Source organism: Pseudomonas sp. A2 (assembly GCF_023100865.1).
In the GTDB taxonomy this organism is placed as follows: Bacteria; Pseudomonadota; Gammaproteobacteria; order Pseudomonadales; family Pseudomonadaceae; genus Aquipseudomonas; species Aquipseudomonas asiatica.
The window spans coordinates 1,948,245-1,960,674 of record NZ_CP039127.1; the positions used below are offsets into that span (position 1 = coordinate 1,948,245).

Annotated in this window: 10 protein-coding genes; 4 read left to right on the forward strand and 6 right to left on the reverse strand. The window is 64.3% G+C overall.

Annotated features, from left to right (window positions below):
- Positions 1-4 precede the first annotated feature (4 nt).
- Both E5221_RS09115 and E5221_RS09120 read right to left on the reverse strand, forming a co-directional pair.
- Positions 5-949 (reverse strand): DUF58 domain-containing protein, encoded by a 945-nt coding sequence (locus tag E5221_RS09115; protein ID WP_013971643.1) that lies wholly within the window; start codon positions 947-949, stop codon positions 5-7.
- A gap of 4 nt (positions 950-953) precedes the next feature.
- Complete coding sequence (locus E5221_RS09120) at positions 954-1,913, reverse strand: MoxR family ATPase (protein WP_013971644.1); 960 nt, start codon at positions 1,911-1,913, stop codon at positions 954-956.
- Between the two features lie 231 nt (positions 1,914-2,144).
- On the opposite strand from E5221_RS09120, the gene E5221_RS09125 reads away from it, so the two are divergent.
- Positions 2,145-3,452 (forward strand): DUF2235 domain-containing protein, encoded by a 1,308-nt coding sequence (locus tag E5221_RS09125; RefSeq protein WP_247847176.1) that lies wholly within the window; start codon positions 2,145-2,147, stop codon positions 3,450-3,452.
- An 88-nt stretch (positions 3,453-3,540) separates the two neighbouring features.
- Here the strand turns inward: E5221_RS09125 and E5221_RS09130 are convergent, their stop codons facing one another.
- Complete coding sequence (locus E5221_RS09130; RefSeq protein WP_182328523.1) at positions 3,541-4,737, reverse strand: MFS transporter; 1,197 nt, start codon at positions 4,735-4,737, stop codon at positions 3,541-3,543.
- A gap of 59 nt (positions 4,738-4,796) precedes the next feature.
- Entirely contained in the window at positions 4,797-6,011 is a 1,215-nt protein-coding gene (locus E5221_RS09135) for a benzoate/H(+) symporter BenE family transporter (RefSeq protein ID WP_024086547.1), read from the reverse strand.
- A gap of 102 nt (positions 6,012-6,113) precedes the next feature.
- Between E5221_RS09135 and E5221_RS09140 the strand changes: the two genes are divergently transcribed.
- Positions 6,114-7,625 (forward strand): PLP-dependent aminotransferase family protein, encoded by a 1,512-nt coding sequence (locus tag E5221_RS09140; protein WP_123084817.1) that lies wholly within the window; start codon positions 6,114-6,116, stop codon positions 7,623-7,625.
- Positions 7,626-7,662: 37 nt separating this feature from the next.
- Here the strand turns inward: E5221_RS09140 and E5221_RS09145 are convergent, their stop codons facing one another.
- The gene (locus E5221_RS09145) at positions 7,663-8,550 is read right to left on the reverse strand and encodes a dihydrodipicolinate synthase family protein (RefSeq protein WP_061552313.1); all 888 of its coding nucleotides are present in this window, start codon (positions 8,548-8,550) and stop codon (positions 7,663-7,665) included.
- A gap of 44 nt (positions 8,551-8,594) precedes the next feature.
- The gene (locus E5221_RS09150) at positions 8,595-9,377 is read right to left on the reverse strand and encodes an aldolase (protein WP_061552312.1); all 783 of its coding nucleotides are present in this window, start codon (positions 9,375-9,377) and stop codon (positions 8,595-8,597) included.
- Positions 9,378-9,614: 237 nt separating this feature from the next.
- Between E5221_RS09150 and E5221_RS09155 the strand changes: the two genes are divergently transcribed.
- Together E5221_RS09155 and E5221_RS09160 are read left to right on the forward strand one after the other, a co-directional pair.
- Positions 9,615-11,162 carry an AMP-binding protein gene (locus E5221_RS09155; protein ID WP_061552311.1) on the forward strand — a complete coding sequence of 516 codons (1,548 nt, stop codon included), beginning with the start codon at positions 9,615-9,617 and terminating at the stop codon, positions 11,160-11,162.
- 14 nt (positions 11,163-11,176) lie between these two features.
- A complete protein-coding gene (locus tag E5221_RS09160) occupies positions 11,177-12,343 on the forward strand; it encodes an acyl-CoA dehydrogenase family protein (RefSeq protein ID WP_039614529.1) in 1,167 nt (388 codons plus the stop codon).
- The last annotated feature ends 87 nt before the right edge of the window (positions 12,344-12,430 follow it).

Here is a 12,430-nt window from a genome sequence, read left to right on the forward strand (position 1 = left end):
CTCTTCATGACGCGCTCCGTGGCCGCTGGGCGTTCAGGTATTCGCGCAACTGCTCGATCATGTCGCTTTGGGTGCTCAGTGGCATCAGCAGCACGCGCAGCTTTTGCGCCATCAGCTCCCAGCGCTCGATACGCGCTTCGGCCTGCTGGCGGTAGGCCTGGCGCAGGTTGGCGTCCAGGGTGTCGAGCTCCAGCTGCGCGCTGCGCTGGGCGAAGCGCAGCAGGCCGGCGGCGGGCAGGGCATGGTCGAGCGGGTCGGACACCGGCATCAACAGCAGGTCGCAATGGCGCGAGAGCATGGCCAGGTGCTGCTCCACCTGTGCAGTGAGCGAGCGCTCATCGCAGATCACGATGGCCAGGCTGCCGGGGCGCAGCACTTCGCGGGCGCGGCGCAGGGCCAGGCCGAGGCTGTCGGCACCGGGCGTGGCCTCGGTGTGCAGCGCCTGGTTGACCTTGGCCAGGCGGTTGAGCAGTTGCAGCAGGCTCTGCTTGCTGCGCCGGGGCTTGATTTCGTGGTGCTCGTTGTCGCCGAACACCAACCCGCCAATGCGGTCGTTATGGCCCAGCGCGGCCCAGCCGAACAGCGCTGCAGCCTGGGCGGCCAGCACCGACTTGAACATCAGCCCAGAGCCGAAGAACAGCCGTTGGCTCTGCTCGACAAGAATGAAGATGGGCCGTTCGCGCTCTTCGTGGAACAGCTTGGTATGCGGCTCCTGGGTACGCGCGGTAACCCGCCAGTCGATGTTGCGCACATCGTCGCCAGCCTGGTAGACGCGCACCTGGTCGAAGTCCACGCCGCGCCCGCGCAGCTTGGAGTGGTGCAGGCCCACCAGCGGGCTGCGCTGGCCGGGCCGGGAAAACAGCTGGATTTCGCGCACGCGGTGGCGCATGTCGATCAGCTCGGCAAGGCCGATGCGGATGCCGGGTTCGGCCAGCGATGCAGTGGGCATGGGCTCAGGCAACGGCGACGACGTCGAGGATGCGCTGGACCACGCGGTCCTGGTCGATCCCTGCCGCCTCGGCCTCGAACGAGAGGATGATGCGGTGGCGCAGCACGTCGAACAGCACCGCCTGGATGTCTTCGGGGCTGACGAAATCGCGCCCGGCCAGCCAGGCGTGGGCGCGCGCGCAGCGGTCCAGCGAAATGGAACCACGCGGGCTGGCGCCGTAGGCGATCCAGTCGGCCAGTTCGGCGTCGAACTTGGCCGGAGTGCGGGTGGCCATCACCAGCTGCACCAGGTATTCCTCCACCGCGTCGGCCATGTACAGGCCGAGGATTTCCTTGCGGGCGGCGAAGATCGCCTGCTGGCTGACCCGGCGCTCGGGCTTGGTCTCGCCGCCCAGGGCTTCGCCACGGGCCTGCAACAGGATGCGCCGCTCTACCGCAGCGTCGGGGAAGCCGATTTTCACGTGCATCAGGAAGCGGTCGAGCTGGGCTTCGGGCAGCGGGTAGGTGCCTTCCTGCTCGATCGGGTTCTGTGTAGCCATGACCAGGAACAGCGGCGACAGGTCGTAGGTGCTGCGGCCCACGCTGACCTGGCGTTCGGCCATGGCTTCGAGCAGTGCGGACTGCACCTTGGCCGGGGCGCGGTTGATTTCGTCGGCCAGCACCAGGTTGTGGAAGATCGGCCCCTGCTGGAACACGAAGCTGCCGGTTTCCGGGCGGTAGATTTCGGTGCCGGTGATGTCGGCCGGGAGCAGGTCGGGGGTGAACTGGATGCGATGGAACTGCGCCTCGATGCCTTCGGCGAGCTCTTTGATGGCCTTGGTCTTGGCCAGGCCCGGCGCGCCTTCGACCAGCATGTGGCCGTCTGCCAGGAGCACGATCAACAGCCGCTCGACCAGTTTCTCCTGGCCTAGGATCTGGGAAGAAAGAAAGGTGCGCAGCGCGATCAGCGCTTCACGGTGTTCCATCGGTGACGGTTCCTGGTATGGGGCCGCAGGCGGCTGGAAGCAGCTGCCCTGGCAAGGGGTGATACTTTAATCCATCCGGGGGGGTGGCGACCAATGGCGGTAGGGAAATTTATCCTTGCCGGGGGCCATGCAGGTCCGGAAATGTCCTGTATATCGCTGGCCATTGGCTGATGTTCCGCAGCAGCGTGCTGGCGCCTGCTTGTGCTTTTGGTACAAGCAGGAAGCACGACGATGGACCTGAACAGCTGTAGCACTGCACGCATCACGCCGGTCACCCTGCATTTTGGCGTGTTCTTCGATGGCACCGGTAACAACCTGAGCAATGTGATGCCGGTGGATGCACCGGGGAACAAGGGGGGCAGTTATGCCAATGCCTTGAGCAATGTGGCCCTGTTGCATGCACTGTACCCGACGCAGGGGGCCAATGCTGATGGGACCATGGCGTTTCTGAAGCGCTATGTCGAGGGCGTGGGCACCCTGGCGGGGGAGGCGGATCATGCCTATGCCTCGGCCACCGGGTGTGGGCGTAGAGGGGCCGAGGCGCGGGTCACCGAGGCCTTGGCGGGGATTGCCGGGCAACTGCGGGACTGGTGCCAGGCGCACCCACAGGCAAGGCTCGAGCGGGTCGAGTTCGACTTGTTCGGTTTCAGCCGCGGCGCTGCGGCTGTGCGTCATCTGGCCAACCTGCTGCATGATGGCGGCAGCAGCCTGTTGGCTGTGCCCTGTGGCATCGTGATCAACTTCATAGGCCTGTTCGACACGGTTGCTGCGATTATCGCGCCGCTGCAGGGCGACTTCGATCCTGCCGACGACCGCCATGGTGGCTTGCGCCTGGGCCTGGGCGCGGGCATTGCCCGGCAAATGGTGCAACTGGTGGCGGGGGACGAGCAGCGGCACAACTTCCCGCTGGTACGCAGCGGCCATGACATCGTGTTGCCGGGCGTGCACTCGAACATTGGCGGTGGTTACCCGGATACCACGCAGGAGCAGGTGCTGCTGTGCAAACCGCATTCTCAGCGGGTGCCGCTGAGAATGCGCGCCGAGCACACGCGTGTGCATGCCACAGTCAGTGCGTTGCTGGCGTCGTCGTTTGGCGAAATGGGCGCGCCCAGGCCGCGTGTGCTGGCCTGGGAGGTTCCGATTGCCGGTGGCCTGCCTAGCGAGGCGCAGAAACAGGTGTATGCGGCGGTGTACCGCGAACGGGAAGTGGCGGGGCAGCTGTCGCGGGTGTACCTGAGCATCATGCGGGAGCTGGCGGTGCGCGCTGGTGTGCCGTTTGCGCAACTGGGCGGGCAGGTCGAGCACCGGCTGCCGGATGAACTGCTGGGCATCAGCCGCAAGTTGCATGCGTTTGCCCTTGGTGAATGCGAACAGCTTGGGTTGACCGAGGATGAGCAGCGATTGTTGCGAGACAGGTACGTGCATGCATCAGCGAACTGGAATGCGTTGAAGGGGTTGCACGGCAGTGTGCTGGATGTGTTGTTCGTCAATCGGCCGGGGGCAGGTGGGCGGGTGGTGCATGCCAATCCGGTCGCCTGAGTAGCCAGTGCGCAGATGAATCAATGGCCATGTGCTGTTCTGCAGGGTCTGCCTTGCATTGCGAAAGGGCTGCAAAGCAGCCCTGGGGCTAGACAGGCTGTCGGTGCTTCCTGGCCAGGTAGGCTTCCTGTGCCAAGGTCAGCAGCACCGTCAGCAGCATGAACACGATCGATGCCACGAAGATGCCATGAGGCAGGCGTTGGTCGAGCATCCAGCCAAACGCCACCGGCCCGAGGGCACCGCCGATGCTGAAGCCGGTCGAGACCAGCCCGAACGCTTTGCCCTCGGCGCCGCTCGGTGCCGCCGCCTTCACCAGCATGTCCCTCGACGGGGCGATGATCCCGGTCAGCAAGCCAATGGCACCGAGAACCACCACCAAGCCCCAGCCCCGAAGCAGCCCGAGGGCCACCAGCGTTGTCAACGCGGCAGCCAGGGCAAAGGCCGAGGCCGCCACCAGGCCGTGACGCCGGGTCCGGTCAGCCAAGGCCCCACCGCACAGTACACCTGCAGCACTGCTGAGCAGAAAGGCCGTGAGTGCCGTGTTGGCCCAGGCCAGGGTCAGGTCTTGGCCCTGGACCAGGGCGGCCACGGAGAACTTCTCGATGGCACTGGTGCTCAGGTTGAGCAAGATGAACAGGACCGTCAGCAGCCCGAGCATGGGCGTGAACAGTTGCGCGCGACCTGCTGCAGTGGGGCCAGAGCCGCCTTTGCCAGGCTTGGCAACGTGGTGGATTCCACTGCCTGGAACCGATATCAACAGCAAGGCGGCAACCCCCGCAGCCGCGCCCGCCATCAGGGCAGCCTGCGTGCCGAATAGTGCAGCGATGCCTAGAAATATCGCTGGCGTTACCGCCGAGCCGAGGAAGCCGGCAAAGGTATGGATCGAGAACGCCCGCCCCAGGCGGCCTTGTTCGATGCCGTTGGCCAGCAGCGCGTAGTCGGCCGGGTGGTACACGCCATTGGCCAGGCCGGCCATGGCCATCGCCACCAACAGCAGGATGTAGCTGGGGCTGACAGCAACCAGCAGGAAACTGATGCTGCCCAGCAGCAAGCCCGCCTTGAGCACCTTGCGCGCACCGTAGTGGTCGACGGCATAGCCTAGCGGTGCCTGCACCAGGGCGGAGACGATATTGAACACGGCCAGGGCTGCGCCGAGTTCGACGAACCCTACCCCCAGCAAGTCGGGGAGCACGGGTAGCAGCGCCGGGATAAGCATGATGTGCACATGGCTGACGAAGTGTACGGCAGCAATTTGGGTAAGAAGCTTGGGGCCAGCTTTGGGCATGTCGATACCTGTTGTACGGCGTGCGCACCTGGCGCACGGCAGGATGGTGGAAAGCCCGCTTATCGGGAGAAGTGGCAGAAACCGGGTAGGCGGCCGTTCAGTACGGCATAGGCCAGCAAGCCAATGACCAGCCCCCAGAATGCCCCGCCAATGCCAAACAGGTTGATGTTGGCTGCCGCGGCCAGGAATGTGATCAGTGCCGCTTCGCGTGAACGGGCATCTGCCATTGCGTTGGCCAGGCTGGCGCCGATGGTGCCCAGCAGTGCAAGGCCGGCCAGCGTGGTGATGAAGGTGGCCGGCAGGGCCATGAACACACTGGCCAGGGTGACCCCGAATACCCCTACGAGGATGTAGCAGACACCGGCAGCGATGCCCGCGACCCAGCGTTTGCCCGGGTCTTCGTGGGCTTCCTTGCCAGTGCAGATGGCGGCGGTGATGGCAGCGATGTTGAAGGCGTGCGACCCGAACGGTGCCATCAGCAACGACCCCAGGCCAGTGACTGCCACGATCGGATTGGCGCTGGTCTTGAAGCCATCGTTGCGCAGCACCAGCATGCCTGGCATGTACTGACCGGTAAGGGTGATCAGGAACAACGGCAGGGCCACGCTCAGGGCGGCGTTGAGGGAGAAGGTGGGTGCGGTGAACAACGGCGTGGCGAATTCCAGCCTGAGCGCTGTCAGGTCCACCTGGCCCTGCAGTAGCAGGTAGCCCAGGCCTAGCAGCAGAATGCCTACTACGGCATAGCGGGCGGTAAAGCGTTTGAATGTTACATAGGCCGCGATCAACAGCCCGGCCAGGGCGGGGTCGACCGACAGGCCGCCGAATGCACCAATGCCGAATTGCAACAGGATACCCGCCAGCAGGCCGGCGGCAATTCCGCCCGGGATGGCCCGCACCAGGCGCTCGAAGTAACCGGTCACTCCCAGCATCACGAAGCCGGCTGCCGACAGCAGGTAGGCACCGATGGCGTCGCTGTAGGGCACGCTGGCCAGCGCTGTGACCAGGAACGCAGCGGCCGGCGTGGACCAGGCGGTGATCACCGGCTCGCGGCTGTACCAGGACAGGACCAGGCCACTGAGCCCGACGCCGATCGACACTGACCAGACCCACGAGGAGGTCAGCGCCGGGCTCAGCCCGGCCAGCTTGGCGGCCTGGAACACCAGGATGAAGGTGCCGCCATAATTGACTATTACCGAAACGATCCCCGCCACCACGGGGTGAAGGATGTCTGTCAGCCGTAGCGGGGTTGGAACAGTGTGTGCGGGCGTGTTCATCGAGGCCTCGATCGTTCTGGCGCATAGGGTTGGAAAGGCTGGTTTTTATAGCCCTAGAATGGCCGGTATAGCCCCACCACTTTTCCACACATGGCCATACCAATGTTCAAGCATGCACAACTGGAGTCGGTGAAAGCCTGGATCGGCGACCCAGAGCGCGCGTCACTGCCTTTGCACGTAAGAATCCAGCGTGCGATACGCCAGCTTGTTCTCGAAGGGGCGTTGCCCGTGGGCAAGGCGTTGCCCGCCTCCCGTGCGCTGGCGGCCTCGCTGGCTGTGTCACGGGATACGGTCGAGGCTGCATATGGCCAACTGCACGCCGAAGGCTTCATCGAGCGCCGGGTGGGCAGTGGCAGCTTCGTTTCACCCCGTGCGCAGCACCTGCCGGCCCAGCCCCGGGGCCGCAAGGTGAAAGCCCCGGACGAACCGCCGGCAATCAGCCGTCGTGGCCAGGCGCTATGCCAGGAGGGCGGAGTGCACAATTTCTTCGTTTCTCGGCCGTTTGCGCCGGGGGTGGCGGAAACCCGCAACTTCCCGTTGCAGGCCTGGGAAAAGCTGCAACGGCAGGTGTTCAAGGAACATGGCTCCCAGGCATTGCAGCCCAGTAGCGCGCAAGGTACCGAGCCACTGCGGCGGGCTATTGCCGATTACGTCAATCTTGAACGTGGCGCACAGGCCACGGCTGACCGCGTGCTCATCCTTACCAGTTCACAGCAGGCGTTCAGCCTGTGTGCTCACGTATTGGCCGACGCGGGCGACCAGGTGGTTATCGAAGACCCGGCCTACCATGGGGTCAGGAAGGCGCTGGGTGCTGCTGGCCTGCATTGCATCGCCGTGGCCGTGGACACGGACGGCATGCAGGTCGCGCAGATAACACGGCTGGCTCCCCATGCCAGGGCTGTTTTCCTGACCCCTTCGCATCAGTTCCCTACTGGTGTGACCCTGTCCCTGGACCGGCGTCTGGCGGTGATCGAGTGGGCCCGGCAACAACGCGCCTGGATCATTGAGGACGATTACGACAGCGAGTTTCACTATGCCGGCAAACCCACCGCGTGCGTGCAAGGCCTGGATGCCCACGACCGTACGGTTTACATCGGCACGTTCACCAAGTCCCTGTTCGCCGGCTTGCGCATTGCCTACATGGTCTTGCCGCCGCAACTGGTCGAGCCGATGACCGCTGCGCGAACCTTGCAGGACGGGCATACGGCTTCGCTGGCACAACTGACCTTGGCCAGGTTCATCGAAGGCGGGCACTTCGGCGCCCATGTGCGCTTGATGCGGGCGATCTATGCGGAGCGCCGCGATGCCCTGGCGGCATTGGTGCAGGCACAGCTGTCGGACTTTCTTGTCGCGCGTGTGCCCGCAGGCGGCATGCAGATGCCTTGTGTTTTCACCAGGCCGATGCCTGAAGAGCAGGTCGTGAAGGCGGCGCAGGCCGCTGGCATAGACCTGCTGGGGCTAAGTGGCCTGTATGCGTCGACGAAAGGGGAGGCGGGATTGCTGATGGGGTTTGCGGCGCATACCCCTGGCGAGCTGGCGATGGCCGTGGCGAAACTGGCGAAGGTGTTGCGCCAGGTCGAGTCTGGCCAAGGGCGAGCAACGTTGCCAGGATGAAGCCCGGCAGCAAGACGCCGCCGGGCAGTTGTCACGGTCAGTCGGCCAGTTCTACCAGCATGCTCTTCAGGTAGTCGCTGCCTTGCGCATCCAGTGGTTGCAGGGGCAGGCGTGGAGCGCCGACATCCTGGCCGAGCATCTTCAAACCGGCCTTGATGGTGGTGGGCAGGCCACGGCGGGTGATGTACTCCAGCAGTTCATACTGCCGGTAGAACAACGCGCGAGCTTCGGCCAGGTTGCCTTGCTGCACCGCGTCCCACAGCGCCAGGTTCAGCGCCGGGATCAGGTTGGGCGCGGCGGTGCACCAGCCGGTGGCGCCGGCCACCAGGGCTTCCAGGGTGAGCGGGTTGCAACCGTTGTAGAAGGCCACCTGGCCATCGGTGGCCTTGAACAGGCGGTGCATGCGCTGGATGTCGCCGGTGCTTTCCTTGACCATGGTCACATTGGGCACTTCGCCGAGGATGCGCAGGATCAGCTCCACCGACAGGTCGGTGCCGCTGGTGCCCGGGTTGTTGTAGAGCATGATCGGAATGTCGATGGCCGCGCCCACCGCCTTGTAGTGGGCGACCACTTCGGCTTCGGTGAGCTTCCAATAGGAGATGGGCAGCACCATCACCGCCGTGGCGCCGCAGGCCTGTGCCAGGCGGGCGCGCTGCACGGTGCGTGCGGTGGTCAGGTCGGAGACGCTGACCACGCTGGGCACGCGGCCGGCGATGCGTGCCTGGCTGAAGCGCACCACCGTTTCCCATTCGCTGTCGGACAGGTAGGCGCCTTCGCCGGTGCTGCCCAGCGGTGCGATGGCGTGCACGCCGTCTTCTATCAGGCGGTCGATGGACAGGCCCAGGGCATCCAGGTCGAGCGCGCCGTCTGCCGTGAAGGGAGTGATGGTGTAGCCGATAACGCCGCGAATTACAGGTGTAGACATAACCAGGCACCTTTGCCGTTGTTGGGGAAAGAGTACAGCTTCAGTCAGCCCAGGCAGTCGCCATGGGCACGCAAGGCACGGCGCGCGTAATAGCTGAACGCGGCACCATGACGTTTGGGGGTGGAGATCCAGTCGTGGGCTTCCTTGCCCAGGGCATCCGGGATGGGGCGAATTTCACCGGCGCCCATGGCCAGCAGCTGCATCTTTGCCGCGCGCTCGAACAGCATGGCAAGGACGCAGGCTTCCTCGATCGAGCGGCCGGCGATCAGCAAACCGTGGTGGGAAAGCAGGATCGCGCGCTTGTCGCCGATCGCCCTGGAGATGATTTCACCTTCTTCGTTGCCCACTGGTACGCCAGGCCATTCCTTGAGGAACGCGCAGTCGTCGAACAGCGGGCACAGGTCCATGTGCGAGATCGCCAGTGGCACTTCCAGCATCGACAGGGCGGCGCTGTGCAGTGGGTGGGTGTGGATGATGCAGTTGACATCGGGGCGTGCGCGGTACAGCCAGCTATGGAAGCGGTTGGCCGGGTTGGCCATGCCGCGGCCTTGCAGCACGGTGAGGTCTTCGTCGACCACCAGCAGGTTGGAAGCGGCGATCTCGTCGAAGCCCAGGCCGAGTTGTTGCGTGTAGTAGGTGCCAGGCTGCTCGGCGCGGGCGGTGATCTGCCCGGCCAGGCCCGAATCGTGGCCACCGTCGAACAGGATGCGGCAGGTAAGGGCGAGTTTCTGGCGAGGAGTGTAGGTGTTGTCGGCCAGCGCCGTCAGCATCTGCTGCTGGGCGAGTTTGACGAGCTGATCCTTGGGGGTGTGCATGGTGGTCGTCATGGGCTGTACCTGCATGAAGGGCCTATAAAGGCTGATTGGCGCGAAGCGCTATCAGGACACAAAATCGATATTAATGACACAAAGTGTCATTTGCAAGCGATGTGTCATCACCACTGCCGCTCATCCGATGTGGTCCAGTGCAATCCGTTATGGCCCGCATACGTAACTGGTATTACTTGCTGCGACCGCACGCTGTTTAGCATCGACCGGGTCTTAAACCGCGACGAGAACAACAACGTGAACCTCGCAACCCTAACCAGTCGAAGTGCAAGATACTGGCCTGAGCGCTTGGCGGTGATCGACCGCCACACTCGCCTCACCTTCGCGCAGCTTGAACAGCGGACCAATCAGTTGGCCTCGGCCTTGTTGGCCCATGGCATCACCAGCGGCGAACATGTCGCGATCCTGGCTCCCAACCGGGTCGAGCTGGTGGAGGCTGAGGTGGCTTTCTACAAGGCCGGCCTGGTCAAGGTCCCGGTCAATGCACGCCTGGCGCTGGATGAAGTGATCCAGGTACTGAATGACGCCTGCAGCGTCGCGCTGATCGCCGACCCGCAAGCTGCCGAGGCCTTGCTGGCGCGCAGGCAGGAGGTGCCTGCGCTACGCCTGATCGTTACCCTTGGCGAGCAGGGCGGCGATATCGGCTACGGCGCACTGCTGGCCCAAGGCAGCAGCCAGCCGGTCAGTTGCGATCTGCCTGACGATGCACTGGCCGTATTGCACTACACCTCGGGCAGTTCCGGTGTGCTCAAGGCAGCAATGCTCAGCGTCGGCAACCGCAAGGCGCTGATCCGCAAGAGCATCGCCAGCCCCACCCGGCGTGCCGGCCCAGGCGACATCATGGCCCATGTCGGCCCCATCACCCATGCCAGCGGCATGCAGCTGATGCCGCTTCTGGCGGTGGGTGCCTGCAGCCTGTTGCTGGAACGCTACGATGACCAGTTGCTGCTCGAGACCATCCAGCGCGAGGGCGTGACCCGGTTGTTCCTGGTGCCGGCCATGATCAACCGTCTGGTCAATTTTCCCGGGGTCGAGCGCTATGACCTGAGCAGCCTGCGCCTGGTGATGTATGGCGCAGCGCCAATGGCGCCAGCGCTGGTCAAGCGGGCTATCGAAGTGTTCGGGCCGATTCTGGCCCAGGGCTACGGCGCTGGCGAAACCTGCTCGCTGGTGACGGTGCTGACCGAGCAGGACCACCTGTGCGAAGGCGGCGACTACCGCCGGCTGGCCTCGTGCGGACGATGCTACTTCGAGACCGACCTGCGTGTGGTGAACGACGATTTCCGCGATGTCCAGCCAGGCGAGGTGGGCGAGATCGTGGTCAAGGGACCGGACATCATGCAGGGCTACTGGCGCGCACCGCATCTCACCGCCGAGGTTATGCGTGATGGCTACTACCTCACCGGCGACCTGGCCACGGTGGACCAGCAGGGCTACGTGTTCATCGTCGACCGCAAGAAGGAAATGATCATTTCCGGTGGCTTCAACATCTACCCCAGCGAAGTCGAGCAGGTGCTCTACAGCTTGCCGCAAGTGTTCGAGGCTGCCGTGGTAGGCGTGCCCGACGAACTGTGGGGCGAAGCGGTGCGGGCAGTGATCGTGCTCAAGCCTGGCATGCAGCTGCAGGAGCACGAGGTGATCGAGCATTGCGCCCAGGCTCTTGCCGGGTTCAAGAAACCGCGCGGTGTGGACTTCGTCAGCGAGCTGCCGAAGAACCCCAACGGCAAGGTGGTGCGCCGCCTGATTCGAGACGCCTACTGGCAAAACAGCGAACGCCGCATCTGACTTGAGGAATTGCCATGTACCAGCCAAGCGAAAAGGCCAAACAGATCATCGAGGCCATCGGCGGCTTCGTTCGCAACGAAATCCTGCCCCTGGAGCAACGCGCCGGCCTCAGCTGGGCCGAACCGCACCCGCGTGAGGTGCTGCAGCAGGTGTGGCAACGCTCGTGCGAGCAGGGCTTCTACAACATCATGCTGCCCGAAACGATTGGTGGTGCAGGATTGAGCGTGTCCGACCTGTGTGCGGTGAAGGAGGCCACGGTGCTGACGGGCTCTATGCTGGCGCCGCACATTCTCGGCGAGCTTTCCGGGCCGCCGCGTATCGGCCACCTGTTCAAGGTGGCCAGCCCGGCCCAGGTCGAGGCTTTCCTGCAGCCGGTGTGCCGAGCCGAAAAGGCCGTGTGCTTCGCGCTGACCGAAAGTGAAGCCGGGTCCGATGCCACGGCGATCAGGACTACCGCTCGGCGCGACGGCGAGCATTACGTGCTGAGCGGGGCCAAGCGCTACATTTCCGGGGCGCCTTATGCCGATATCGCAATACTGCTCGCGGTCACCGGCCCCGGGCGTGGCGCCCAGGGGATCTCGGCATTCTTTGTCGAGCTGGATGCGCCGGGCGTGCGGGTGGAAAGCGATTACTCGGTCATGTCCGGTGGCGGCGCCCATGGCGACATCCTTCTCGATGAGGTACGAGTGCCGGTGGCTAACCGCATTGGCGAGGAGGGGCAGGGCTTCAAGCTGGCAATGGGGCGCATCACTCTCAATCGTCTGCTGCATTGCCCAACCATGCTGGGCATGGCGGGCCTGGCGCTGAACCTGACGGTCGACTACGCCCGCACTCGCAAGCAGTTTGGCCAGCCGATCGCGATGTTCCAGTCGATCAATCACATGATCGCCGACATGGCCACCGAACTGCATGCGGCACGCAGCATGGTCTATGCCACTGCCGCGGTGAATGACGCCGGTGGCGATATCCGCACCCAGGCGCCGATGTGCAAGCTGTTCGTATCGGAAACGGCCTTCCGTATCGCCGACCGCGCGGTGCAGATTCATGGGGGTGCCGGGCTGTTGCGGGGCAACCCGGTGGAGTGGATCTTCCGTGCGACCCGTATGATGCGCATTCTTACCGGGACCAGCGAAATCCAGCGCAACACCATTGCCAAGGGCGTGCTCATGCCCGAGCAGTAAAACTGCACGCCCGGCCTCGAGTGGCCGGGCTCTCCCACAAGAACAATAAGAGAGATCGACATGACTCATACTGACTCCCGCGCGCGT